General features: G+C 58.0%; 28 protein-coding genes and 1 other RNA gene. 15 read left to right on the forward strand and 14 right to left on the reverse strand.

Going from position 1 to position 22,348, the window contains the following annotated elements; genetic code table 11:
• The first annotated feature begins 81 nt into the window (after positions 1-81).
• The gene (gene guaD, locus AC2FJE_RS07305) at positions 82-1,371 is read left to right on the forward strand and encodes a guanine deaminase (protein WP_496755096.1); all 1,290 of its coding nucleotides are present in this window, start codon (positions 82-84) and stop codon (positions 1,369-1,371) included.
• Here the strand turns inward: guaD and AC2FJE_RS07310 are convergent.
• From AC2FJE_RS07310 to AC2FJE_RS07320, 3 genes are all read right to left on the reverse strand, one after another.
• A complete protein-coding gene (locus AC2FJE_RS07310) occupies positions 1,368-2,702 on the reverse strand; it encodes an 8-oxoguanine deaminase (protein WP_108859507.1) in 1,335 nt (444 codons plus the stop codon). The two genes, guaD and AC2FJE_RS07310, sit on opposite strands and share 4 nt — an antisense overlap.
• A 114-nt stretch (positions 2,703-2,816) precedes the next feature.
• Positions 2,817-3,608 (reverse strand): histidinol-phosphatase, encoded by a 792-nt coding sequence (hisN, locus tag AC2FJE_RS07315; RefSeq protein WP_282168886.1) that lies wholly within the window; start codon positions 3,606-3,608, stop codon positions 2,817-2,819.
• 44 nt (positions 3,609-3,652) lie between these two features.
• On the reverse strand, positions 3,653-4,024 hold the full coding sequence (locus AC2FJE_RS07320) for a helix-turn-helix domain-containing protein (protein ID WP_058275630.1): 372 nt from the start codon (positions 4,022-4,024) through the stop codon (positions 3,653-3,655).
• Between the two features lie 320 nt (positions 4,025-4,344).
• Here AC2FJE_RS07320 and AC2FJE_RS07325 point away from each other — a divergent pair, with 320 nt between their 5' ends.
• Entirely contained in the window at positions 4,345-5,301 is a 957-nt protein-coding gene (locus AC2FJE_RS07325) for an NADPH:quinone oxidoreductase family protein (RefSeq protein ID WP_472723203.1), read from the forward strand.
• Positions 5,302-5,309: 8 nt separating this feature from the next.
• Here the strand turns inward: AC2FJE_RS07325 and AC2FJE_RS07330 are convergent, their stop codons facing one another.
• On the reverse strand, positions 5,310-6,191 hold the full coding sequence (locus tag AC2FJE_RS07330) for a LysR family transcriptional regulator (protein WP_496760823.1): 882 nt from the start codon (positions 6,189-6,191) through the stop codon (positions 5,310-5,312).
• A gap of 127 nt (positions 6,192-6,318) precedes the next feature.
• Here AC2FJE_RS07330 and AC2FJE_RS07335 point away from each other — a divergent pair, with 127 nt between their 5' ends.
• Both AC2FJE_RS07335 and AC2FJE_RS07340 read left to right on the forward strand, forming a co-directional pair.
• Positions 6,319-6,528, forward strand: coding sequence for a DUF1127 domain-containing protein (locus AC2FJE_RS07335; protein ID WP_282119062.1), 210 nt, complete (start codon positions 6,319-6,321; stop codon positions 6,526-6,528).
• Between the two features lie 180 nt (positions 6,529-6,708).
• The gene (locus tag AC2FJE_RS07340; protein ID WP_496755104.1) at positions 6,709-7,485 is read left to right on the forward strand and encodes a Bax inhibitor-1/YccA family protein; all 777 of its coding nucleotides are present in this window, start codon (positions 6,709-6,711) and stop codon (positions 7,483-7,485) included.
• A gap of 176 nt (positions 7,486-7,661) precedes the next feature.
• On the opposite strand, the gene AC2FJE_RS07345 is transcribed toward AC2FJE_RS07340, so the two are convergent.
• Positions 7,662-8,168, reverse strand: a complete 507-nt coding sequence (locus AC2FJE_RS07345) for a hypothetical protein (RefSeq protein WP_282119060.1) — start codon at positions 8,166-8,168, stop codon at positions 7,662-7,664.
• Here AC2FJE_RS07345 and AC2FJE_RS07350 point away from each other — a divergent pair.
• On the forward strand, positions 8,167-8,385 hold the full coding sequence (locus AC2FJE_RS07350) for a hypothetical protein (RefSeq protein ID WP_496760824.1): 219 nt from the start codon (positions 8,167-8,169) through the stop codon (positions 8,383-8,385). The two genes, AC2FJE_RS07345 and AC2FJE_RS07350, sit on opposite strands and share 2 nt — an antisense overlap.
• On the opposite strand, the gene rpmG is transcribed toward AC2FJE_RS07350, so the two are convergent.
• Together rpmG and AC2FJE_RS07360 are read right to left on the reverse strand one after the other, a co-directional pair.
• Positions 8,378-8,545, reverse strand: a complete 168-nt coding sequence (gene rpmG, locus AC2FJE_RS07355; RefSeq protein ID WP_058275626.1) for a 50S ribosomal protein L33 — start codon at positions 8,543-8,545, stop codon at positions 8,378-8,380. The two genes, AC2FJE_RS07350 and rpmG, sit on opposite strands and share 8 nt — an antisense overlap.
• A 126-nt stretch (positions 8,546-8,671) precedes the next feature.
• Positions 8,672-9,376: a DUF533 domain-containing protein gene (locus AC2FJE_RS07360; protein ID WP_496755108.1), complete on the reverse strand. Its 705-nt coding sequence runs from the start codon at positions 9,374-9,376 to the stop codon at positions 8,672-8,674.
• Positions 9,377-9,691: 315 nt separating this feature from the next.
• Between AC2FJE_RS07360 and AC2FJE_RS07365 the strand changes: the two genes are divergently transcribed.
• The 3 genes from AC2FJE_RS07365 to AC2FJE_RS07375 all read left to right on the forward strand — a co-directional run bounded on the left by AC2FJE_RS07365 (position 9,692) and on the right by AC2FJE_RS07375 (position 11,584).
• Positions 9,692-10,327, forward strand: coding sequence for a DUF1326 domain-containing protein (locus AC2FJE_RS07365; RefSeq protein WP_496755111.1), 636 nt, complete (start codon positions 9,692-9,694; stop codon positions 10,325-10,327).
• A 13-nt stretch (positions 10,328-10,340) separates the two neighbouring features.
• On the forward strand, positions 10,341-11,183 hold the full coding sequence (locus tag AC2FJE_RS07370; RefSeq protein ID WP_496755114.1) for a DUF2182 domain-containing protein: 843 nt from the start codon (positions 10,341-10,343) through the stop codon (positions 11,181-11,183).
• Positions 11,184-11,251: 68 nt separating this feature from the next.
• Positions 11,252-11,584: a GYD domain-containing protein gene (locus AC2FJE_RS07375; protein ID WP_058275623.1), complete on the forward strand. Its 333-nt coding sequence runs from the start codon at positions 11,252-11,254 to the stop codon at positions 11,582-11,584.
• 8 nt (positions 11,585-11,592) lie between these two features.
• Here the strand turns inward: AC2FJE_RS07375 and rnpB are convergent.
• The 5 genes from rnpB to gatC all read right to left on the reverse strand — a co-directional run bounded on the left by rnpB (position 11,593) and on the right by gatC (position 15,222).
• Positions 11,593-11,992: RNase P RNA component class A (gene rnpB / locus AC2FJE_RS07380), an RNA gene on the reverse strand.
• A 51-nt stretch (positions 11,993-12,043) separates the two neighbouring features.
• The gene (locus AC2FJE_RS07385) at positions 12,044-12,760 is read right to left on the reverse strand and encodes an N-acetylmuramoyl-L-alanine amidase (RefSeq protein ID WP_496696512.1); all 717 of its coding nucleotides are present in this window, start codon (positions 12,758-12,760) and stop codon (positions 12,044-12,046) included.
• Positions 12,705-13,403: a hypothetical protein gene (locus AC2FJE_RS07390; RefSeq protein WP_496755119.1), complete on the reverse strand. Its 699-nt coding sequence runs from the start codon at positions 13,401-13,403 to the stop codon at positions 12,705-12,707. Before AC2FJE_RS07390 ends, AC2FJE_RS07385 begins: the two co-directional genes overlap by 56 nt.
• Before the next feature lie 40 nt (positions 13,404-13,443).
• The gene (gene gatA / locus AC2FJE_RS07395) at positions 13,444-14,931 is read right to left on the reverse strand and encodes an Asp-tRNA(Asn)/Glu-tRNA(Gln) amidotransferase subunit GatA (RefSeq protein WP_109313190.1); all 1,488 of its coding nucleotides are present in this window, start codon (positions 14,929-14,931) and stop codon (positions 13,444-13,446) included.
• Positions 14,932-14,934: 3 nt separating this feature from the next.
• Positions 14,935-15,222 (reverse strand): Asp-tRNA(Asn)/Glu-tRNA(Gln) amidotransferase subunit GatC, encoded by a 288-nt coding sequence (gatC, locus tag AC2FJE_RS07400; RefSeq protein WP_058275619.1) that lies wholly within the window; start codon positions 15,220-15,222, stop codon positions 14,935-14,937.
• Between the two features lie 236 nt (positions 15,223-15,458).
• Here gatC and AC2FJE_RS07405 point away from each other — a divergent pair, with 236 nt between their 5' ends.
• Both AC2FJE_RS07405 and AC2FJE_RS07410 read left to right on the forward strand, forming a co-directional pair.
• Entirely contained in the window at positions 15,459-15,623 is a 165-nt protein-coding gene (locus AC2FJE_RS07405; protein WP_186437502.1) for a hypothetical protein, read from the forward strand.
• Positions 15,624-15,764: 141 nt separating this feature from the next.
• Complete coding sequence (locus AC2FJE_RS07410) at positions 15,765-16,328, forward strand: DUF4202 domain-containing protein (protein ID WP_496755122.1); 564 nt, start codon at positions 15,765-15,767, stop codon at positions 16,326-16,328.
• Here the strand turns inward: AC2FJE_RS07410 and AC2FJE_RS07415 are convergent.
• A complete protein-coding gene (locus tag AC2FJE_RS07415; RefSeq protein ID WP_496755125.1) occupies positions 16,319-16,975 on the reverse strand; it encodes a ceramidase domain-containing protein in 657 nt (218 codons plus the stop codon). The two genes, AC2FJE_RS07410 and AC2FJE_RS07415, sit on opposite strands and share 10 nt — an antisense overlap.
• A 60-nt stretch (positions 16,976-17,035) precedes the next feature.
• Between AC2FJE_RS07415 and AC2FJE_RS07420 the strand changes: the two genes are divergently transcribed.
• Positions 17,036-17,728: a metal-dependent hydrolase gene (locus tag AC2FJE_RS07420; protein ID WP_282119053.1), complete on the forward strand. Its 693-nt coding sequence runs from the start codon at positions 17,036-17,038 to the stop codon at positions 17,726-17,728.
• 2 nt (positions 17,729-17,730) lie between these two features.
• Here the strand turns inward: AC2FJE_RS07420 and AC2FJE_RS07425 are convergent, their stop codons facing one another.
• Positions 17,731-18,180, reverse strand: a complete 450-nt coding sequence (locus AC2FJE_RS07425) for a nucleoside deaminase (protein WP_108859360.1) — start codon at positions 18,178-18,180, stop codon at positions 17,731-17,733.
• Here AC2FJE_RS07425 and AC2FJE_RS07430 point away from each other — a divergent pair.
• From AC2FJE_RS07430 to AC2FJE_RS07445, 4 genes are all read left to right on the forward strand, one after another.
• On the forward strand, positions 18,161-19,051 hold the full coding sequence (locus tag AC2FJE_RS07430; RefSeq protein ID WP_496755130.1) for a pseudouridine synthase: 891 nt from the start codon (positions 18,161-18,163) through the stop codon (positions 19,049-19,051). The genes AC2FJE_RS07425 and AC2FJE_RS07430 overlap by 20 nt on opposite strands.
• Positions 19,052-19,225: 174 nt before the next feature.
• Positions 19,226-20,140, forward strand: coding sequence for a 5-bromo-4-chloroindolyl phosphate hydrolysis family protein (locus AC2FJE_RS07435; RefSeq protein WP_282119050.1), 915 nt, complete (start codon positions 19,226-19,228; stop codon positions 20,138-20,140).
• 29 nt (positions 20,141-20,169) lie between these two features.
• Entirely contained in the window at positions 20,170-21,360 is a 1,191-nt protein-coding gene (locus AC2FJE_RS07440; protein WP_058275612.1) for a toxic anion resistance protein, read from the forward strand.
• A gap of 49 nt (positions 21,361-21,409) precedes the next feature.
• Positions 21,410-22,330 (forward strand): DUF2927 domain-containing protein, encoded by a 921-nt coding sequence (locus tag AC2FJE_RS07445; RefSeq protein WP_282119213.1) that lies wholly within the window; start codon positions 21,410-21,412, stop codon positions 22,328-22,330.
• Positions 22,331-22,348: the final 18 nt, after the last annotated feature.

Consider the following 22,348-nt stretch of genomic DNA (forward strand, 5'->3'; position numbering starts at 1 on the left):
CAATGACAATGCGCCGATTTACCGACAACTTTCGCCCCACTATGCTGTTTCCCAGTCCCATACAGGCGGAGATGAACGGAAATGGCGCAAAAAACGCTGCTGAAAGGGCGTGTCCTGAGCTTCAACGGATCACCATTTGAAGGTGAGCCGACGGAGGCTGTGACAATCAGCGAAGCGGTCCTGATCGAAGACGGCCGCATATCTGCAGTCGGCGAGGCCGACAGCTTGATATCCGCGAACCGCGATGCCGAAGTTGTAAACCACGGTCAACACGTGATCATGGCTGGCTTTGTGGATGCGCATGTCCATTACCCACAGACCGCGATGATCGCCAGCTGGGGCAAGCGCCTGATCGACTGGCTGAACACATATACTTTCCCCGAGGAAATGAAGTTCGGGAATCCCGACTATGCAACCGAGATCGCCAATCGTTATTTGGATCTGACGGCGTCGCACGGTACCACGACAATGTGCAGTTTCTGCACCATCCACCCCGAAAGCGTCGACGCATTCTTCACAGCCGCCCAGCAACGCCGGCAGCGTGTGGTGGCAGGCAAAACCTGCATGGATCGCAACGCGCCCGAAGGGCTGCGGGATACCCCGCAGACGGCCTATGATCAATCGCAAGCGCTGCTTGAGAAATGGCACGGTGTCGACCGGATTTCCTACGCCATCACACCACGGTTCTCGCCCACATCCACGCCCGAGCAGCTTGAGGCGATGGGCGCACTGTGGGCCGAACACCCGCATTGCCTGATGCAAACACACCTGAGCGAGCAGACAGACGAAATCTCATGGGTTCGTGAGCTTTTCCCTGATGCGCGGGACTATTTGGATACCTATGAAAAGTTCGGACTGCTGGGCTCGCATGGCGTTTACGGCCATGTCATCCATCTGGAATCGCGCGAACGTGACCGGCTGCGCGAGGTTGACGCCTCGCTGATCCATTGCCCGACCTCGAACACCTTTATCGGATCCGGCTTGTTCGACATGGACGGGCTGATGCGCGAAGGGCACCGGGTTGGTCTGGCAACAGATACTGGTGGCGGGTCGAGCTTTTCAATGTTGCACACGATGGCCTCGGCCTATGAAATCGGGCAGCTGCGCGGGTCGCCGCTGCACGCGGCACAACTGCTGTGGCTGGGCACGGTTGGCTCGGCTCGCACGCTGCGGATGGATGATTGTATTGGCAATGTCGCACCGGGGATGGAGGCTGATCTGGTCGTTCTTGACCTCGCCTCAACCCCCGCAATTGCCCAGCGTGAAGCCTGCGCCGATGATCTGTGGGAGGCGATCTTTCCTACGATCATGATGGGCGACGACCGGGCAATTGCTGAGGTTTGGATCGCCGGTCGCCGCGTGTCTTCCTAAGCCTGCAAAGTGCGGGCCAATTGGGTCTGCCGTTCGATCACGCGCGGCAGGTCCAACGTCGTGACATGCCCGTCGCGCACAATCTGGCGGCCTTCGACAAACAGGTGCTTCACCTTCATTGGCCCGGCCAGCAGCAATGCCGCCGGGTCCCAACTGCCCGCGCTTTCGATCCCGCGCGTGTCCCATATGGCAATGTCGGCGCGCTTGCCGGGCTCTAGCCGACCGCAATCGGGGCGGTTCAGCACATCTGCACCGCCGCGTGTCGCGATTTCCAACGCTTCGCGTGACGACATCGCATCCGCGCCATTGGCAACGCGCTGCAGCAGCATGGCCTGTCGGGCCTCGAGGATCAGACTGCCGTTATCGTTGCTGGCCGAACCGTCGGCGCCCAGACCCACCGGAACCCCGTGATCACGCATGGTTCGAACCGGTGCGATACCGGACCCCAAGCGGCAGTTTGAGCACGGGCAATGCGCCACACCCGTTTGGGTTCTGGCGAACAGATCAATCTCGGCCCCGTCCAGTTTCACGCAATGCGCGTGCCAGACGTCTGATCCGGTCCAACCCAGATCTTCGGCATATTGACCAGGGCGGCACCCGAACTGCGCCTGCGAATACGCTATATCCTCATCATTTTCCGCCAAATGAGTGTGCAGCATCACACCCTTGTCGCGCGCAAGGATTGCCGTGTCGCGCATCAGGTCTCTGCTGACGGAAAACGGGGAGCAAGGTGCCAACCCTACCCGGCACATCGCCCCATCGGATGGATCATGAAACGCGTCAACCACGCGGATCATGTCGTCGAGGATATCGGATTCCACCTCGACCAATGCATCTGGCGGCAAGCCGCCGTCGCTTTCCCCGATGCTCATTGCGCCGCGGGTCGGATGGAATCGCAGACCAATTTCGGCGGCGGCAGCGATCGTATCGTCCAGGCGCGCGCCGTTGGGGTAAAGGTAAAGGTGGTCAGAGCTGAGCGTACAGCCCGACAGAGCCAATTCAGCCAGGCCAATCTGAGCCGACACAAACATCTCTTCAGGGCCGAAACGGGACCAGATCGGATAGAGTGTCTGCAACCATCCGAACAGCAGTGCATCCTGCCCGCCCGGCACAGCCCGCGTCAGGGTTTGGTACAGATGGTGATGGGTATTCACCAGCCCGGGCGTCACAACACAACCCGCAGCATCGTGGATCTCACCGTCGGTTTGCAAGTTGTGGGCGATCTGCGCGATCTGCCCCCCCACGATCAGAATGTCTGCGCCCGACAACTCATGCCGCGCGTCATCCATCGTCAGAATGGTATCTGCATTTTTGATAAGGATTTCGGTCAATTCGCCCTCCTGCAACAGCCCGTCTCATGCAAGAAGTGCAAAGGCTGGCGGAAAACGGGCATAAGAACCAGCCGCGTAGAACCTACCCGACCGGCCAAATTGCGGCAACCAGTTTCAATAGTTGCGCAGGATTTCCAGTGCGACCGCGTGCAGTTCGGGATTCGCCGCCGCCAGAGCCCGCCCGCCATTATGGGCCGGACCGCCCCGCCAGTCAGTCACAACCCCACCAGCAGCCTCGATCACTGCAATGGGGGCCTGAATGTCATAGGCGTTCAGGCTGGATTCGATCACCAGATCAACCTGCCCCGCCGCCACCAGCGCATAGGCATAACAATCCATGCCATAACGGGTCAGCTTTGCTTGCCGGGCCACCGCTTCGAACCCTGCACGGTCCTCAGGTGTGCCAACCTCTGGGAAAGTCGTAAAAACAACCGCCTGATCCAAAGCGGATGTCGAGCGCGTCTTCAACGGTGTCGTTCCGGATGGGCCGGTGACCTGCGCGATATCTGCCGAACCCACAAACCGTTCGCCGATATAGGGTTGGTCGATCACCCCCATAATCGGGCCGTCAGTTGTGCTGAGAGCAATCAGAACCCCCCAAGTCGGAGTACCGCTGATAAAACCGCGGGTACCGTCGATGGGGTCCAGAACCCAAGTTCGTCCGCTGGAGCCTTCTTCGCGACCAAACTCTTCGCCGAAAATGCCATCTTCGGGCCGATAGCGCGCCAGAACCGCGCGCATCGCCTTTTCGGCGTTTCGGTCGGCTATAGTGACGGGGTCAAACCCATCATCCAATTTGTTCGTGGTGTCCAGATTAGTTTGCCGGAAATACGGAAGAATGGCCGCACGCGCCGCGTCGGCCATTTCTTCGGCAACTTCCAGATCGCTTAGAGAGGTCTCTTGCATGCGTAACCCGTGAGGCGCGCACGGTTTGAAGTCAACCCGCTAATTTATGCGACGTCGCTAAGAACCCGCGCCAGCTCAAAAAGGCGGCGACGTTGGTTTTCGGGAATCGCGTAATAGGACCGCACGAGGTCCAGCGCTTCCTTGTCCCCCATCAGATCGGCAGGAACCGACTTTTTGCCTGATGTTTCTTTTTCGGCCTCTTCCAGACCCTCAAAGAAAAAGCTGACGGGAACGTCCAATGCCTCGGCAATGTCCCACAGTCGAGACGCGCTGATCCGGTTGGCCCCAGTTTCATACTTTTGAATTTGTTGAAACTTAATACCAACTTGCTGCGCCAACTGCTGCTGGGTCATGCCAATCAGCCAGCGGCGATGCCGGACGCGCTTGCCCACATGGACATCGACGTGATGGGTCATTGGTATTCTCCTCTTTTACACACAACTACTAGGGGCGCGCGTTGCTTTTTATCGCAACACTAGCGAGTCGCACTTAACCACTCCCTAATTTGGAACATACCCCCAAAACAGCACCATAGCGCAATATTGCCGCATTTGGGTAATTTTTCAAGAAGGTTGAATCCGTTTCCCGTCACAAAGATTTAAGGTTGTGTGTTTTTGACGTTTCGATGCGTACTGCACCCGCTGTCGGAAACCCGAATGCAACCAATGCGCCCGGAGAAATGATTGACAAACCCTGGCTGAAAAGAATCTATGCCTCAAAATTACGGAGCGCGATCATGCAGGCATTCACGATTCAATCCCAGGGAAGCGCGGCCCAATTGGCTGATATTGACCTTCCCGAACCCGGCACAGGGCAAGTGCGCATCGCAATCAAGGCCTGCGGATTGAATTTTGCCGACCTGCTAATGCAGAAGGGTACGTATCAGGACACGCCCGAGGCTCCGTTCACGCTGGGTATGGAAGTTGCGGGCGTTGTCGACAAGCTGGGTAACGGTGTTACGCGCCTGAATGTCGGGGACCGCGTGGCCGTATATTCCGGTCAGGGCGGGCTGGCGGAATATGGCGTTTTTGATGCGAGCCGTGCGATACCCCTGCCCGACGCAATTAGCTTTGAAAATGCAGCGGCCATTCAGATCGCTTACGGCACCAGCCACATCGCCCTTGATCACCGGGCGCATCTGCGGCCGGGCGAGACCCTTTTGGTGACCGGGGCCGCAGGTGGGGTTGGACTTACCGCCGTCGAAATCGGCAAGCTTATGGGCGCGACGGTAATTGCCCATGCGCGCGGGCAGGAAAAACTGGATGTGGCCCGCGCGGCTGGTGCGGATCACCTGATCGACGCCTCGGAAGACTTGCGCGCACGCGTCAAGGAACTGGGCGGCGCGGATGTCGTCTATGACGCTGTCGGAGGGGATGTCTTCAAAGCCGCGTTCCGGGCAACCAACCCCGAAGGGCGTCTGTTACCCATCGGGTTTGCGGGCGGCGACGTCCCCCAAATTCCGGCCAACCATCTGTTGGTGAAAAACCTGACAGTGATTGGGTTTTACATCGGCGGCTATTTGAAGTTCCGGCCGCAGATCGTTCAGGACAGCTTTGACACGCTGTTCGGCTGGCTTGCCGAGGGTCGGATCAAGCCGCATATCAGCCACGTACTTCCGTTGGCCGAGGCCGACAAAGGCATGCAGTTGCTGCGCGATCGCGTGGCCACCGGCAAAGTGGTTATTTCTCCCTGACGGGCGCTTTAACCCACGACAGCCTTGAGCGGTGCACTGCCCAGCATACGAAAATTCTGACGCACCAGCGCAGCCAGCGCTTCGACGACGGCGCCGCGCCCGGTCTCGCCCCCATACAGATTGATCATGTGGGCCGGCAGGTCCGGCAAAGCCCCTCCGGTATCGATCTGTTCAAGATGTGCGGGTTCGGTCCCGTCCAGCATCGCGTGAACAGCCAGATCCGCACTGACAGTCGCCTCGATCGTGCGGTCGTTTTCTGTTTCGACTGACAGTTCCCACGGGATACCTTCCACATCGAGGGCCGAGATCATTTGGGGCCGAAACGCGCACCGCCGCCCAACAGCCAGCGGAATCGGGTTCTTACGCCATGCTGACCCGCCCGGCGCCCCAATCCACCGCAAGGGCAACTCAGCGACGGTCTCAGATCCATCACTGGCTGATGCTTCGGTTGTCAGGATCAAATCGCATTCGCCGCGCTTGAACATTTCTTTCAGCTGAAGGGAATATGATGAAATCAGTTGCACTCGAACCCGCGGGAAGTCAGCGTTGAAACGCTGCAATACGCGCGGAATCGCAGGGTAGACGATGTCATGTGGGACCCCTAGAACGACCTCGCCTTCGTAGGCCTGATCTGTGAGCTTTGAGATCACTTCGTCATTCAGCGCGATCATGCGCCGGGCATAGGCCAGCAGCTGCTCGCCGGATGCAGTCAACGCAATTGTACGTCCACTACGGTCCAACAATTCGAGGCCCAGCAGCTCTTCCAACCGCTTCAACTGCATCGACACGGCGGATTGCGTCAGATGCAGAAATCCGGCGGCCCTTGTGACGCCACCTTGGTCAGCAACGGCAACGAAGGAACGGAGCGTGGTGATATCCAGATTTCGCATGTTCACAAATCCTTATGCATCTCTTCATAAATATTCATTTTCAAAATGTGACATGTTGCGCCATATAAATCAAGGAAGTTGATGGAAGCACGATCAACCATCATGAAACAGAGAAAGGACAATAAATATGACCCAAATTGCAATCAAACAGCACTGCACACCGCAGCGTCGTTCTTTGTTGTCCTCGCTTCGGGATGCGCTCTCTCTTCTGCGTCAGCGCAAAACGCTTGCCAGACTTGATGATCGCGCCCTGGAAGACATCGGTATCACCCGCCAACAGGCCGAAGCCGAGGCGTCACGATCCATTTGGGATGCGCCGGAGTTCTGGCAAAAGTGATTCGACACCGCACCTTTTCTCAGTGAATGGCAGCGCGAACCCTCGGGCTGCCATTTTTGTTGCGTGTTTTAGCCAGTTTCGGTCGTTAAACCCTTGAAACACAGCCCGCACTTGCCGATATTTGCGGGGAATGGGGTCAACATCATGGCCCGACAAGAAATATGCAAAGGGAGACCCTTAATGGCACAATTTGACACGATCCGGACGGCGACCGGTGCGCGCGCTGCCCAGATTGACGAGGGCCTGCGCGCCCATATGAACAAAGTCTACGGCACGATGTCTGTGGGCATGCTGATTACATTCATCGCGGCCTGGGCCATTTCCGGCCTTGCAACCACAACGGACCCGTCGGCTGCGGTCGGGCAAATCAACTCGGGCACCTATCTGACTTCGCTGGGTGCCGCGATCTATACGTCGCCCCTGCGCTGGGTGATCATGTTTGCACCGCTGGCGTTCATCTTTGGCTTTAGCGCGGGCATCAACCGCTTGTCCGCCGCAGCTGCGCAGCTGGTGTTCTATGCATTCGCAGCGGTGATGGGCCTGTCGATCAGCTGGATTTTCATTGCCTTTACAGGCATGTCGATCATTCAGGTGTTCCTGATTACTTCGATCGCCTTCGCTGGGCTGTCCTTGTATGGCTACGTGACCAAGAAAGACCTGTCTGGAATGGGTACCTTCCTGATCATGGGTCTTATCGGCCTGATCGTGGCGATGGTTGTAAACATCTTCCTGCAGTCACCCGCGATGATGTACGCGATCTCGGTGATCGGTGTACTGATCTTTGCTGGCCTGACCGCCTATGACACGCAGAAGATCAAAACCACCTACCTGCAGATGGCTCATTCGGGCGACCAGGAATGGTTGGGTAAAGCCGCAATCATGGGCGCGCTGAGCCTGTACCTGGACTTTATCAACATGTTCATGTTCCTGCTGCAGCTGTTCGGAAACCGCGAATAAGACAGCCGGAATTCGATTTCCAAGGCGGGCCAGATTTGGCCCGCTTTTTTTGTTTGCCTCGCTGCATGGCATCCTGCCCGGGACGGCAAACAGGCGGCGCAGACTTATGTCGCCAAGAACAAAAAAGCCTCCACCGAGACAGTGGAGGCTTTTCATTTCGTAACTGCGTGGTTCGATCAGCTGCAGTTCAGAGCAACCGCAAAACCCGAGCTGCGCGACGACGACCCCTTGCGGAACACGTCACCTGCAGGCAGGCAACCGGTAAACTGTTCGGCATTTTGGCCAAAGGCTGCGCCGATGTCGTTGTCCACGCGGGTGCTGTTGTTTGCGGTTCGAAGAACTCCGAACAAAGTGCCGTTCACGCTGACGGTGCTTAAGAACAGGTTCATATCCGAACCGGTCAGAACGACTGAGTTTGTGTCGCTGCGCCCACCGTTGTCGATCGCGACGCGGGCAATTTTTTCCGCCTCGGTCTGATCCGTTACGACCGGGATGGATGGCAACAAAGCCAGTTCCGCCGGAATATTAGTGGCGTCGGGAAGGAACGAGACCGCACCGGGAACATCCGAGAGGGTCCGGGGCTCACCATCGATGCCCGTGAAGCCAACGCCCGATCGATTAAAGGGGTCTTCACAAGCCGCAAGGGTGAATACGGCAATTGTGGATAACAAGATTTTTTTCATGGCGACCAACATTTTGGAACGATTTGCTGAAGCGTATGGCCAAGGGGTTCCAAAAAGCAACCCGCCGCCCAACCGAATAGCCGTTACGCTGATGCGCCACTGCAACGGCCAGTTTCTGATCCCGGGCATTTCACCCAGCCGCATGCAGAAAGAAAAAGGGTTCCGCATCAGCGAAACCCTTTTTCATTCTGTCCAAGTTGGACGGCAGATTACTTAATCTTGCCTTCCTTGTACTCGACATGTTTCCGAGCAACCGGATCGTATTTACGAACGATCATTTTCTCGGTCATGGTGCGAGCATTTTTCTTGGTCACGTAGAAGTGGCCCGTGCCCGCGGTCGAGTTCAGACGGATCTTGATTGTCGTCGGCTTCGCCATGGTTATCTCCTGCGTCCGAAAAGGCAGGGGCCTTTCGGTTGAATTCCTATGAGCGTGCGCTTTTACGCCTTGCACGGCTCGTGTCAAGGGCAATTGGGCACATGATCGGCTGATCAGGGATCAGGCCTATGTCGAAAGTGTCGGCGCGCCCATATACGTGTGAATCTGGTCGCGTTCGGCATCAGATAAACCCAGCGCAGTGGCCAGTTGAACAAGGTAAGAGGCCTCGCGCTGGTTATCCAGACGAATCGCCGCCAAAGACGTGGCATAGACCTGCGCTTTCAATGGCGCACCGGAATCAGCAGCCAGGCCGATAACATCAATCGGGCCATTCAACTGATCCTGAACAAAGGCGCGTTCTTCATCGCTGATGTCATCACCCAATTCGCCCAGAATGGTTTCCTTCTCTTGCTCATCTAGCTCTCCGTCCGCCTTGGCTGCCTGGATCATCGCGCGCAGCATCAGCTTGGCCTGCTCCTCCATCGCCGCGCCCCCGGGTGTGCCTTTGAATACCGTATCCATCATGTCGGCGGTCTGCTGGCTGCCTGATTTTGCTGCCCCCTGCATGGCATTCATCAGCCCACCAAGACCTGCGGCCCCGGCCGGATTGGCCATGCCAAGCTTTCCAATTATCTCTTGCAGCCCACCGGCACCCCCCGGCATCCCGAACTGTTCTGCCATCTTGCCCAGTTGATCCATGCCAAAGCCGCCCCCGGCGCCCTGCATTATATCTTGCAGACCGGCCATCCCGCCCATTTGCTTGTACTTTTCCATGCCTTTTGCTGCAGCAAATCCAACTGCGACCGAAGCCAGTGCCTTCATGAAACTCATAACAATCCTCCCAATATTCAAAATGCGTTTTTGCAATATAGCAGATAACTGCGACTCAAAATCCGCGGATTAAGCAGATGCCCTAACGCTAGCGCAAAGCTGACCAATGGTGGCTTCGTTTCATCAAGTGAACATGTAACAGGCGTATTCCCGCACAAGCGCATGTCTAATTTGTCAGAAATTCGAATATGTGATACTTACCGCGCCATCAACAATCCAAAGAAGCCAATTTTCGGCTCGATCTTCGAGGCTCCATGAACAGGCAAGCAACCGTGCAAGCAGGGTTTGCACGATTGATTTTGTTTAGGGGGCATCATGACTGAATGGACCATTAAGGGCGAAGAGCTGGCCAACTGTAACTGCAACTTCGGTTGTCCTTGCCAGTTCAGCGTACTTCCGACACATGGCAATTGCGAGGCCGTCGTCGTATTCGACATCGAAAGCGGTCACTACGGGGACACAGATCTGGCGGGCGTAAGGGCGGCTGGGGTGTACTATTGGCCTGGCCCGATCCATGAGGGCAACGGTCAGATGCAACTGATCATAGATGCCAGCGCCAGCGCTGATCAGCGTGCGGCCCTGCAAGCCATAATGACCGGTGAAGATACCGATGAAATGGCAACCTTCTGGTATGTCTACAGCGCCATGGCTCCGACCAAACATGAAACGCTCTTCGTTCCGATCGAGCTGAACTGGAACCGCGACGAGCGCACCGGGTTTGCAAAGGTGAACGGCGTCTTCGATGTCGAAGTCAGCCCGATTCCGCATATCGTGTCGGGTGCGGCGCATCGGGCGTCAATTCAGCTGCCAAACGGGTTTGAATACCGTCACGCCGAAGCTGCCTCGGGCTCTGCCAAGACTCATGGCGGCGAAATTAGCCTGACCGTTGACGCGACGCACGCTCATCTGGCCCACCTGAACATTTCGGGCCACGGTGTCCTGGGCGCCTGATCCGGGGGTCATCATGACATCCCATCCCACACCGCCCCGCACTGGGGCGGTAGAGCGGCTTATGCGGCGTGAGCGGGTCATCGTGCTGTTCGGTGTGTCGCTGATTGTTCTGTTTACAGCCTGGTACACCATCGCTGGGATTGGCATGAACATGACGGCCAGCGAAATGACCAATATGGCGGGTCCGATCGGAGAACCCATGCACATGGGCGAAGCGCCCAGTTGGGGCGTGCAATACGTAATCCTGATTTTTCTGATGTGGTGGGTCATGATGATCGCGATGATGACCCCCAGCGCTGCACCTGCAGTCTTGCTGTATTCGGCGATAAAGCGTGCGGGACCCGAACGTGACAAGGCCGCGCAGTTCAGCTTTTGCTTTCTCGCAGGCTACCTGATCGCCTGGGCTATATTCAGCCTTGCCGCGACGGGGTTGCAATGGGGGCTGGAAAGCATCGGGCTGTCCGATGGTCCAATGATGACAATCCGGTCCAAAACATTTGCTGGCTGCGTCCTGATTACGGCAGGCGCGTATCAGTTGTCGGACCTCAAGTCCGCCTGTCTGCGGCATTGTCAAAGCCCTGCCCGATTCATCGCCGATCATCACAAACCCGGCGCATATGGTGCGTTCCGAATTGGTGCTTTGCATGGGCTGTACTGTCTGGGCTGTTGCTGGGCCTTGATGGCGCTGCTGTTCGTAGGCGGGATCATGAACCTTTACTGGATTGCCGGAATCGCCATTTACGTGGCTTTGGAAAAGTTGCTGCCGGGCGCACGCTGGTTGCCCACTTTGACTGGCTTGGCCCTAATTGCCGTGGGTCTCTGGGTCGTCCTGGACGCCGTTATGAGCATTTTTTAGATCCCGTTTCCAGGCCGCGGAACCGGCCAATTTCAGCGTTCCAAACCATTGAAACAAGGAGAAGACTGATGCCTATTTTCATCACTTATGCGACCTACTCCCAGGATGGCGTCAAAGGAATGCTAAAGAAGCCCGCAGACCGCACGGCGGCCGTCCGGGCGTTGTTGAAAAAAGTCGGCGGCAAGCTTTTGGCTTTTTACATGACGACCGGCGAAAATGACGTGGTGGTCGTAAGCGAAGTTCCGGATGGCACTGACGCAGTAGCAATTGGAATGGCCGTTGCGGCCTCGGGTGCAGTATCAAACGTTGAAACAGTACGCGCCTGGAAGGCGAAGGACTTTGCCGCCATTACCAAAAAGGCCGCCAAGCTGACCGGGGCTTACACGCCGCCCGGTAAGTGAACAGAGTTATGCGCGGAGGGCCTGTAAGCCGGATCTTGTTCCGGGGTTGCCCCCTTCGATGACCATTCCTCTAGGCCGCGCATTGCTGCGCGGCTCAAGCTGCCAACCCGGTCCCTCTTGGCCAGGACGTGCCTAGCGGCGGTATCGGCTTACGCCGACCTGCCCGCGCGGGGACCCTATTTGGCATTGCTCCCGGTGGGGCTTGCCGTGCCGCCCCTGTTGCCAGCGGCGCGGTGGGCTCTTACCCCACCGTTTCACCCTTACCTCGGACCGAAGTCCGGGGCGGTCTGATTTCTGTGGCGCTTTCCGTCGGGTTGCCCCGCCCGGGCGTTACCCGGCACCGTTGTCTTGTGGAGTCCGGACTTTCCTCTCGGGCCTTGCGGCCCCAGCGGCCATCCGGCCCTCCGCGCAAGCGGTGGGTATGCCTTGTGACAGGCTGCGTCAAGAGTGCACCACGGATCAGGATCGGGCGGTCATCGGTACGAGATCAGCACTCTGCAACGGCCCTGTAGCCCAAGGACGATATCGCAGACGAACGGCGGATAGCAAAGTTTCGTCGTCTACGTCAGCGCTGAAGCCGGCGGATTGTGCCAGAATTCGAAACTGATCCATCGGCGCATCTAGCGGGCCATCGTTTTGTCCGCGCGGCGCGGCCAGTTTGTTGCGCTCGAGCCGCAGCCAGTCAAATCGCGGTCCGGGATCAAATTTGCGTCCGGGTGCCATGTCGGAATGACCGATCACACCGTATGGTCGAATGCTCCAGCGATGCATGATCTGAGGCAACAACTGTTCCAGCCTGCGCATTTGCAGGTCTGAAAATGGGTGCCTGCCAGTGTTGTCCAGCTCGATGCCAATCGAACGGGAGTTGATATCCTTCTGACCGCTCCATTCTCCGGCCCCGGCATGCCACGCGCGGTCCTCTTCTCGCACCATGTGCCAGAGCGTCCCGTCGCCCCCAATCAGGTAATGCGCCGAAACTTCGTGGACAGGGTCACACAACCTGTCCAGCGCCTCTTGCGCGCTGTTCATCGCCGTATAGTGCAAAACGATCAGGGACGGCTTCAGCCCGTCCCTGCGTGGTCCGTAGTTAGGCGAAGCGTGCCAGATTGGCGCTTGTGGATCAGTTGTTGACGGCACTGCGGAATGCACTTGGATCCCAGCCACATGCGTACCCATCCCCATCCGGGTCCAGACCGTTGCGATCACGCTGCGGGCCGCCGTTGGCCAGAAACTCGATCTGAGCTTGGTCAGGCGACGGGAACTTGGCGCAATTCCGCTGCGCCTTGGCCTCAAGATTGAAACCAGCGCGGCTGTAAAGCTGTGTACCAACTGGATTCGATGTGCTTAAAGCGTATTGCACGATGTTAGGCTGGCCGTCCGATCCGCGCTGCGGAACAGCAGTTGGGGTGACGACTTCGTAGGTCTGGCGGTTCTGTTGAATCAGGGCCGCGTCGTTTTCGATCGTGCGACGTCCCGATACAGCCGCGAAATCCTGTTCGTCGGAGATCGCATTGTTACTGGCGGCAGACAGCGGGACTTGCGTCAACGTGCTTTGCCCCGACGTGTTGGCCAATGCAGCCGCCGTTGCCGACGCGATATCAGCGTTATCCCCGGTTGGGGTGCTGCCGGGTGCGCCCAGTTGTTGTTCTGACACTTCAGCAGGGCCGGTCAATGGGTTGCCGGTGTAGCCCGGCCCGGCCAGCGAGGCCTCGCGCTGTGCCTGATATTGAGGCGTGTTAAATCCAGTACCCTGGACCGGGGCCACCGTGTTGCAGGCGGCCACAAGTCCGATTGCGGGGATCAGAAGCGTAAAGCGCATTCAGCTGCTCCGTTTTAGCTGGTCTTGCCTGATCCGAGGATTACCACCATTTGCCCGGCTTGGCCACAAATCCGGCGGCACTTTCCAACGCATAAGCTGTGTTCAGCAAATCGCCTTCTTCCCACGGGCGGCCGATCAGCTGCAGACCCAGCGGCAATCCCTGTTGGTCCAAACCTGCGGGAACCGAGATACCGGGCAAACCGGCAAGGTTCACTGTCACGGTAAAGACGTCGTTGAGGTACATCTGCACCGGGTCCGCCTCGGTCATCTCGCCCAGACCAAAGGACGCCGACGGGGTAGCAGGCGTCAGGATTGCGTCGATCCCTGCGGCGAAGACATCTTCGAAGTCTTTCTTGATCAGTGTCCGCACCTTACGGGCGCGGTTATAGTAGGCATCATAGAACCCCGCTGACAGCACATAAGTACCGATCATGACACGGCGCTGCACTTCGTGGCCAAAGCCTTCGGCGCGGGTTTTTTCGTACATCTCGGTGATGCCGTCGCCCTGTGCCAGCTGCGCGCGGCGGCCATAGCGGACACCGTCGTAGCGGGCGAGGTTTGAGGACGCTTCGGCCGGTGCAATCACGTAGTATGCGGGCAGCGCATACTTGGTGTGCGGCAGCGAAATGTCGACGATCTCGGCGCCTGCTGCTTTCAGCATCTCGGCGCCTTCGGCCCACAGCTTTTCGATCTCGGCAGGCATGCCTTCCATGCGGTATTCTTTGGGGATACCGATCTTCTTGCCTTTGATATCGCCGGTCAGCATCGCCTCAAAATTTGGAACGGCCAGTTCGGTGCTGGTCGAATCCTTGGGGTCGTGACCACACATCGTCTCGAGCATGATCGCAGCGTCGCGCACGTTCTTGGTCATCGGCCCGGCTTGATCCAATGAAGAAGCGAACGCAACGATGCCCCAGCGCGAGCAACGACCATAGGTCGGCTTGATGCCAGTAATGCCAACAAATGCAGCAGGCTGGCGGATCGAGCCGCCGGTATCGGTGCCGGTGGCGGCCAGACAAAGATCTGCCGCGACGGCCGAGGCCGACCCACCGGATGAGCCACCTGGTGTCAGCTGCGCATCGTCATTGCCGCGGCGCCATGGGCTGACCGCATTGCCGTACACGGAAGTTTCGTTAGACGAGCCCATCGCGAATTCGTCCATGTTCAGCTTGCCCAGCATCACCGCGCCAGAATCTGCCAGTTGCTGAGACACAGTAGATTCGTATTCGGGCTTGAACCCTTCGAGGATTTTGGAAGCCGCCTGCGAGGGTACGCCTTTGGTGCAGAACAGATCCTTGATGCCGATCGGCAGGCCGCACATCGACGGCGCGTCGCCTGCTTTGATCCTTACGTCCGCCGCCTTGGCGCGCTCCAGCGCGATTTCGGGCGTTTTGTGGACAAAAGCGTTCAGCGCGTCGGCGTCATCGATTGCCTTCAGGCAGGATTCGGTCAGCTCGACAGAGGTTACGTCGCCAGCGCGCAGAGCGTCGCGCGCTTCGGCCAGGCCCAGTTTGTTCAGATCGCTCATGTCTTACTCCACAACTTTGGGAACAGCGAAAAACCCTTCGCGCGCATCGGGGGCATTGGCCAATACCTTGTCTTGCTGGTTGCCGTCAGTGACCACATCCTCGCGGCGTTTTAGGCGCATCGGCTCGACCGAAACCATCGGTTCGACACCTTCGACATCAACCTCGTTGAGTTGTTCGATGAAGCCAAGGATGGTGTTGAATTCGGATGCCAGCGCAGGCAGCGCGTCATCCTCGACCTTGATCCGGGCCAGTTTGGCCACCTTGGCGGCGTTGCTTTGGTCAATCGACATCGGATATCCTCATATGCGTTAGGGGGCATTTACCTGTCTGGTCGCCGGGTCGCAAGACCGCCAAGGCGCTGATCCACCCTTGAGCGCATGGCAAAGGTCCATAAATCCTGTCCGATCATTCATTTCTAATTACTCCCATGCAAAAAATGAACCAATTAGTTCACTTCGCATCTTGAAATACTGAACTGAACTGTTCATTTCATATGATACGGCACAGCCTTATATGGAGAAAAACGATGAAAACGTTCATGACTGCCTTTGTACTGGCCACTACGGTTCTTGCTGCGCAAGCTCAGGCGGGCGCTTTTGGCCCAAGCATGGACACCCTGACCCGCAGCCTGATTTTCCCCGATCAGGTGTCGGAACCTGTCACTCAGGATCAGAACAAACCGGGCAAGTAATTTAGCCCGCAAAAACCGGGTTGGGTCCAAATGCCCCGGCCCGGCAATTGCCTGCTGCGTTCCGCGCGGCGTATCGCTACGGTGGTCCACAAGTAACCCGCCGGCCTGCCCTGCAGACCCGGCAAGCCAACGGAGCGGAAGATGGACGCGCGCAAGCAAGCTGTTCTGGACGCAATTGATGCGGCCAACTCACACGACCCCAACCTCGAAGACGGCCAGCCCACTGAACTGCTTTATGGTCAGCGCATGAGCGCCGAGTTGGACAGGTTGTTCCCGGACGCCTCTGACCCGTTGCAGATTGCAGCGCGGGGTCAGCATGTGGAGCGGTGGAAACTGGCGCGCAGTAAATTCCCCGAAGGTCGCGCTGGATATCTGGCCTGGCGCAAGGCGCAGGGCGTCCACCACGCCGAGGTCGTGATGGGGCTTATGGAGCAGAACAGCTACTCTTCCGATGATGTGGAATCTGCCGGTCGGATGCTGCGCAAACAGGGCATCAAGCGTGACGACGAGGTGCAGGCGCTGGAGGATGTGATCTGTTTCGTTTTCCTTAAATGGTATTTCGCACCGTTCGCCGAAAAGCACTCGGCCGAGAAAATCCAAAGCATCGTCGAGAAAACCGCGCGCAAGATGTCGGATCAAGGCCGCGCACGCGTGCTGTCTGAATTTGACCTGCCCGCAGAACTGGCCGCAGCGTTTCAGGCCTGAGCCGCGCGGGTCAGGTGCCTACGATACACCTCGATCATCCAGCCCAGCATGAGGGCATTCAGGATGTGCCACATGAAATGCGTGCCAAACGGGATCTGCCCGCATATGGGTTCGTCCAGCGCACGAAAGGTGATCGAGGCGATCAGGATCATCGCCCCGATGGCCAGACCACGGGCGGTGTCCGGCACCCGGTGGCGCAAAAGAAACGCATAGATCAAGATCAGCAGCGGCACCGGGGCATAGGCTGCTGACCCACCCAAACCCGGAACCAACTGAAACAGGGGCACCGTCGCCGCGGCATAGGGAATGAACAGCGCCGTCACGATCCCGGCCGCAAGCGGACGCATGTGCCAGACGTCCCGGTTGATCGCGAAGATGTAAACCAGGATGTATAGCAAAATCGGCAGAACATCCGCCATGGCGGCCCAGACCTGCGCGTGGGTATGGAACAGGTAACTGCCGACCCCGATAGCGGCGAGAATGACGACCAGCACCATCGCCAACGGCATCCCCTGCCCGCGCACGCGCAGCCACATGACAAATGCCGCAATCAGAAACGCCGCGTTTGTCACCGCGTTTATCGGTTCGGCCCAATAGGCGGGCGACAAGCGCTCGCAATAGCCATCAATTTCCTGAAACCAGTCCATGAACTTTTACATAGCCGATGCTAAGTTAATGCCAACAGTTTGTTTTGGGAGGATGAATTCATGAACATCATTTGGCTGGGACACGGCAGTTTCCGCATCGAAACCGGCGGACAGGTTCTGCTGGTCGACCCCTGGCTGACGGGTAATCCGGTCTTGTCCGAGGAACAGCATGATGACGCTCTAAACGGTGCGACTCATATCCTTCTGACGCATACACATTTCGATCACGTCGCCGATGTCGTATCGCTGGCCAAGCACCTGAACATCCCCGTGGTCGGACAATACGACCTGATGGGGTATTGGAACGAGTCCGAGGGGCTGGAAACTATTGGCTACAACAAGGGCGGCACCGTGAACCTGAACGGCGTCAAAGTGTCGATGGTGCCAGCCTCGCACAGCTCGACCTTTTCTACACCTGACGGGCTGCGTACCGGCGGCAGCGAGGTCGGGTTCATGATCGCCTCGGAAGGGCACATGCTGTATGTCTCGGGCGATACCGACATCATGGCCGATATGGATTGGATGGGGGATTACTACAAACCCGATATCGGGATCTTGTCGGCAGGCGGTCATTTCACGATGGACATGAAGGGCGCCGCATATGCATCCAAGCGGTACTTCAACTTCAAGACCGTGATTCCCTGCCACTACAAGACCTTCCCAATCCTCGAACAATCAGCTCAGGCGCTGGTCGACGGGTTGCCGGGGGTCGATGTCATCGAACCCGAGGTGATGAAGGCCATTACTCTTTGAGGTTAACGCCGCGCGGCGAAGAACTCTTTCAAAAGCTCGGCGGCCTCCTGCCCTCGGATGCCGTCGTAAACCTCTGGCACGTGGTGTGCTTGTGTATGGGTGAAAACCCGCGCGCCATGAGCAACGCCGCCTGATTTCGGATCGGCGGCCCCGTAATAGATGCGCCGGATACGCGCCGCTGCCAGAGCCGCCGCACACATCGCGCAAGGCTCTAGCGTCACATAAAGGTCGTGATCGGGCAGACGTTCGGATCCGGCTGCGGCGCATGCAGCACGCAGGGCCAGTATCTCGGCATGGGCGGTGGGATCGTTCAGCTCTCGTGTTCGGTTGCCCGCAGAGGCCACGATCGATCCATCGGGGCCGGCAATAACAGCGCCCACAGGTACTTCACCACGATCCGCCGCAGCGCGCGCTTCAACCAGCGCCTTATCCATGTGCGATCTGAACACCATGCCTCTGACTGCAACAGAAACCTGTCTTTCGCAAGCGGCCGGGATGCGCTATGGGCTGCGGATGACCAAAACCCCTCCTCCCGGCGACCGGATCGCCAAAGTCCTTGCCCGCGCAGGCGTTGCCTCGCGCCGCGAAGCTGAACGCATGATCGAAGCAGGTCGTGTGAGTGTAAACGGCAAGACCATCGACAGCCCCGCGCTGAACGTCACCGCCAAGGACAAGATTTTTGTCGACGGCAAACCGGTGTCGGAACCGGAACCTTCGCGCCTGTGGCTGTATCACAAGCCTTCGGGTCTGGTGACAACGACACGTGACGAAAAAGGACGCGCGACAATTTTTGACAAACTGCCCGAGGATATGCCCCGGGTCATGAGTGTCGGGCGGTTGGACCTGAACTCGGAAGGGTTGCTGCTGTTGACCAATGATGGCGGCATCAAGCGCAAGTTGGAACTGCCCTCGACCGGATGGCTACGCAAATACCGCGTGCGGGTGAATGGCCGCCCCAAGGATGAGGATTTTGCACCGCTTCGTAAGGGGCTTGTGATCGACGGGGAACGCTTTTTGCCGATGGACGTCACGTTGGACCGTCAACAAGGCGCAAATGCCTGGCTGACCATCGGTCTGCGCGAAGGCAAGAACCGTGAAATTCGGCGTGCGATAGAAGATATCGGTTTTGCGGTGAACCGGCTGCTGCGAGTGTCCTACGGCCCCTTCCAGCTGGGAAGCCTGAAACCCGGCGAAGTCGAAGAGATCCGCCGACGGGTCATGCGCGATCAACTGGGGTTGGAAGCCGAGCCCGAAGCACCGGCCAAACGACCCGCTCGCCCACAGCGAAATCGGCCCCCAATCGGCAAGAAACCTCGCAAGTGACGCAGGTTAGGCAACCTTCCCCCTAGCGCCACGGCCTCTCATGGCCTAGATTTCCCCAAGGGACATTTTTGGGGGGCGCCATGTCCGGGACCGGAGTGCAAAAACTGGCCTATGTCGTGTTGTTGATGCTGATGTTCGGCGTCTGCACCGGCGTGTTGGGAGGCTTGTAAGCACATGGCCAAACGGTATGGCGGGAAATTCAGCCCACAGGACGACTCCTCGTCTCCGAATCAACCTTCGCGCGGACAGTTTGACGTCGCTCGGGTCGAACCGGCCGGGGCGCGCGCTAACCTGTTGTTTCTTCCGGCTGTTCCCTTGGTTTTTCTGTCGCTGAACGATGGGGCCGTCGGATTGACGATCGGCCTGATCGCAGCGGGTCTTTTGACAGCTGCAGCATTTCTGCTGCGCGAAGGGCTGCGGGCCGAATCCGCCTACAACGCTCGCCGCACAGCCCGTCGCCCGGCGTTTCCCAGAAAGATATTCTCCAGCCTATTAACCGGACTTGGCGTCGGATTGGCCGCTTATCGCACCGAATATCTGGATGCAGCCGCAGCGTCTGAAGCCAGCTTGATCGCCCCGATTCTGTTCGGTTTGATGGCCAGCGTCCTGCACTCTGTCTCTTTCGGAATTGATCCGATGACTGACAAAGGCATGGAAGGCATCGACACTTTCCAGCAAGATCGCGTTGCCCGCGTCGTGGAAGATGCTGAAACACATCTGTCCGAGATGACCGACGCCATCAAACGCGCTGGCGACCGCAGGATCGAAGCCCGGGTTGAACGTTTTCAGGATACCGCCCGCGACCTGTTCCGCACGGTCGAGGAAGACCCCCGCGATCTGGCCGGTGCGCGTAAATACCTGACCGTTTACTTAAAGGGCGCGCGTGACGCGACGGTCAAGTTTGCTGACGTTTATGCCCGCACCCGCGATGCCCAGGCGCTGGAGGATTATTCGTCCCTCCTGGATGATCTTGAACAGAATTTCGCGGCGCGTACCCGCAAGTTGCTTTTGGACGACCGCAGTGATCTGACGGTTGAAATTGATGTGTTGCGCGAAAGGCTGCAACGCGAAGGCGTCCGGTTGGACTGACCGGCCACAATTTGAGAGAGGATTACCCCATGTCCGATGACATCAAGAACAAGGCGGTCGAGGCTGAAACGCTGGTGCAGGAAGTGACCGCTGTCACCCTGCCCGACCCGACCGCCGAAATCGTCTTGCTTGAGGAAGCCGACGAACCTGTCAGCGCCGAAATCCGCAAGCGGATGGATGAGATCGACATGGATAACACCAATTCCATCGTCGCGTTCGGATCGTCTGCCCAGGCGGAATTGCAGGAAATCAGCCAGGCCATGCTGGCGGATGTCCGCAACAAAGATGTCGGACCCGCCGGGGACAGTCTGCGCAATATCGTCACGACGATCCGTGGGTTTTCAGTCAGTGAGCTGGACGTCCGGCGCGAACGCAGCTGGTGGGAAAAGTTGTTGGGCAAGGCTGCACCTTTCGCCCAGTTTACCGCCAAGTTTGAAGACGTTCAGGGGCAGATCGACAGGATCACCGACGACTTGCTGGGCCACGAACATACGCTGCTGAAAGACATCAAGTCGCTGGACCTGTTGTATGAAAAGACGCTGGGCTTTTATGACGAGCTTGCGCTGTATATCGCAGCAGGTGAAGAAAAACTGACCGAGCTGGACAGCCAGAACATCCCCGAAAAAGAAGCCGAAGTTCAGGCCGCGCCCGAAGACCAACAAGTTATGAAAGCACAGGAGCTGCGTGACCTGCGCGCAGCGCGGGATGATCTGGAACGGCGTGTTCACGACCTGAAGCTGACGCGACAGGTGACGATGCAATCGCTGCCCTCGATCCGATTGGTGCAGGAAAATGACAAGTCGCTGGTGACCAAGATCAACTCAACCCTCGTCAACACAGTGCCTTTGTGGGAAACGCAACTGGCGCAGGCCGTCACCATCCAGCGTAGCGCCGAGGCGGCTGCAGCCGTGCGCGATGCGAATGACCTGACGAATGAGCTGCTGACCTCGAACGCGGCGAACCTGCGTGAGTCGAACAAGATGATCCGCGAGGAAATGGAGCGCGGTGTGTTTGATATCGAAGCGGTCAAGCAAGCCAATGCCGACCTGATCGGTACGATCAACGAAAGTCTTGCAATTGCTGACGAAGGCAAGGCCAAACGCGCCGCAGCCGAACAGGAACTGCAGAAGATGGAGACCGAGCTGCGCGACACCCTTGCCTCTGCCAAGGCGCGCAAAGACGGCGTCGGCGACAACGCTGGAACTGCGGTTTCGAGCTAAAGGCGGGCTGGACGTGCAGGTGCCGGGATATCTGAAACCCTTGTTGGGTATGGTGGCGCTGTTAGCGCTGGCCAATTGTGATGAGGCGCTGACGTCGTCCGTTGTGCCGCAACCGCGCCCGGTGGCACCTGCACCAGCACCCAATGCTTATGTTCCCCCGTCTGCGGCAAGTCAGGATCTGGCCCGGTTCTATCAGCGAGTCGAACGTGACCTACTGACCCGCGATATGTTGCGCGTGGACGGAGGCGGGCCCGACACACCCTATGATGCCGATGATCTGGCCCGCAATTTCGAGGCCATAGCCTTTTACAGCGAATACCCCGATCACGCTGTAACTACACGCATTCGGCGAACGGACGGACAGCTTAGCCGGTGGGCAGGACCTGTGCGAATTCAGACCGAGTTCGCCCCGTCCGTGGCACCCGAGATACGCGCAAAAGACTCCGCCGACGTCGAAGCGTTTGCGGAACGGCTGAGCAAATTGACGGATCATCCAATCTCGGTCGTCAATCGCAAGGCCAATTTCCATGTCTTCTTTGCAGGCAAAGATGACAGCGCCTATGTGGTCAAACGCCTGAAACAGCTAATCCCTGGCATCAGCACGCCTTCACTGGACTTGGTTGCAAACCCGCGCGCCAATATTGACTGTCTTGTTTTTGCGTCTCCGACCAATACCTCACCGTATAAATTTGTGCGGGCTGTCACGCTCATCCGGGCTGAACTGCCGGACCTCACCCGGCGCAGCTGCATCCACGAAGAAATTGCGCAGGGGCTTGGATTGTCCAATGACAGCCCGGCGGCACGACCGTCGATATTCAACGACAATGACGAGTTTGCGCTGTTGACCAGCCATGACGAGAAACTTCTGACAATGCTTTATGACCCGCGCCTTGAACCCGGTGTGACAGCCGAGGACGCCCGCCCCGTGGTACGGATTATTGCACGCGAATTGATGGGCCAGCAGCTCTGAGCCCAAGAAAAGGAGACC

Source organism: Ruegeria sp. CDSC002 (assembly GCF_059610905.1).

Coding starts and splice junctions, on each gene's coding strand:
- AC2FJE_RS07365 (WP_496755111.1), top strand. CDS start 9,692: ATGACTGAATGGACCATTAAGGGCGAAGAGCTGGCCAACTGTAACTGC.
- AC2FJE_RS07320 (WP_058275630.1), bottom strand. CDS start 4,024: ATGACCCATCACGTCGATGTCCATGTGGGCAAGCGCGTCCGGCATCGC.
- AC2FJE_RS07330 (WP_496760823.1), bottom strand. CDS start 6,191: ATGCGAAATCTGGATATCACCACGCTCCGTTCCTTCGTTGCCGTTGCT.
- gatA (WP_109313190.1), bottom strand. CDS start 14,931: ATGAGCGATCTGAACAAACTGGGCCTGGCCGAAGCGCGCGACGCTCTG.
- AC2FJE_RS07350 (WP_496760824.1), top strand. CDS start 8,167: ATGGCGACCAACATTTTGGAACGATTTGCTGAAGCGTATGGCCAAGGG.
- guaD (WP_496755096.1), top strand. CDS start 82: ATGGCGCAAAAAACGCTGCTGAAAGGGCGTGTCCTGAGCTTCAACGGA.
- hisN (WP_282168886.1), bottom strand. CDS start 3,608: ATGCAAGAGACCTCTCTAAGCGATCTGGAAGTTGCCGAAGAAATGGCC.
- AC2FJE_RS07425 (WP_108859360.1), bottom strand. CDS start 18,180: ATGGTGTTCAGATCGCACATGGATAAGGCGCTGGTTGAAGCGCGCGCT.
- AC2FJE_RS07370 (WP_496755114.1), top strand. CDS start 10,341: ATGACATCCCATCCCACACCGCCCCGCACTGGGGCGGTAGAGCGGCTT.
- AC2FJE_RS07335 (WP_282119062.1), top strand. CDS start 6,319: ATGACCCAAATTGCAATCAAACAGCACTGCACACCGCAGCGTCGTTCT.
- AC2FJE_RS07390 (WP_496755119.1), bottom strand. CDS start 13,403: ATGCGCTTTACGCTTCTGATCCCCGCAATCGGACTTGTGGCCGCCTGC.
- gatC (WP_058275619.1), bottom strand. CDS start 15,222: ATGTCGATTGACCAAAGCAACGCCGCCAAGGTGGCCAAACTGGCCCGG.
- AC2FJE_RS07375 (WP_058275623.1), top strand. CDS start 11,252: ATGCCTATTTTCATCACTTATGCGACCTACTCCCAGGATGGCGTCAAA.
- AC2FJE_RS07420 (WP_282119053.1), top strand. CDS start 17,036: ATGAACATCATTTGGCTGGGACACGGCAGTTTCCGCATCGAAACCGGC.
- AC2FJE_RS07445 (WP_282119213.1), top strand. CDS start 21,410: ATGGTGGCGCTGTTAGCGCTGGCCAATTGTGATGAGGCGCTGACGTCG.
- AC2FJE_RS07440 (WP_058275612.1), top strand. CDS start 20,170: ATGTCCGATGACATCAAGAACAAGGCGGTCGAGGCTGAAACGCTGGTG.
- AC2FJE_RS07325 (WP_472723203.1), top strand. CDS start 4,345: ATGCAGGCATTCACGATTCAATCCCAGGGAAGCGCGGCCCAATTGGCT.
- AC2FJE_RS07360 (WP_496755108.1), bottom strand. CDS start 9,376: ATGAGTTTCATGAAGGCACTGGCTTCGGTCGCAGTTGGATTTGCTGCA.
- AC2FJE_RS07430 (WP_496755130.1), top strand. CDS start 18,161: ATGTGCGATCTGAACACCATGCCTCTGACTGCAACAGAAACCTGTCTT.
- AC2FJE_RS07345 (WP_282119060.1), bottom strand. CDS start 8,168: ATGAAAAAAATCTTGTTATCCACAATTGCCGTATTCACCCTTGCGGCT.
- AC2FJE_RS07405 (WP_186437502.1), top strand. CDS start 15,459: ATGAAAACGTTCATGACTGCCTTTGTACTGGCCACTACGGTTCTTGCT.
- AC2FJE_RS07340 (WP_496755104.1), top strand. CDS start 6,709: ATGGCACAATTTGACACGATCCGGACGGCGACCGGTGCGCGCGCTGCC.
- AC2FJE_RS07435 (WP_282119050.1), top strand. CDS start 19,226: ATGGCCAAACGGTATGGCGGGAAATTCAGCCCACAGGACGACTCCTCG.
- rpmG (WP_058275626.1), bottom strand. CDS start 8,545: ATGGCGAAGCCGACGACAATCAAGATCCGTCTGAACTCGACCGCGGGC.
- AC2FJE_RS07385 (WP_496696512.1), bottom strand. CDS start 12,760: ATGGGTACGCATGTGGCTGGGATCCAAGTGCATTCCGCAGTGCCGTCA.
- AC2FJE_RS07415 (WP_496755125.1), bottom strand. CDS start 16,975: ATGGACTGGTTTCAGGAAATTGATGGCTATTGCGAGCGCTTGTCGCCC.
- AC2FJE_RS07410 (WP_496755122.1), top strand. CDS start 15,765: ATGGACGCGCGCAAGCAAGCTGTTCTGGACGCAATTGATGCGGCCAAC.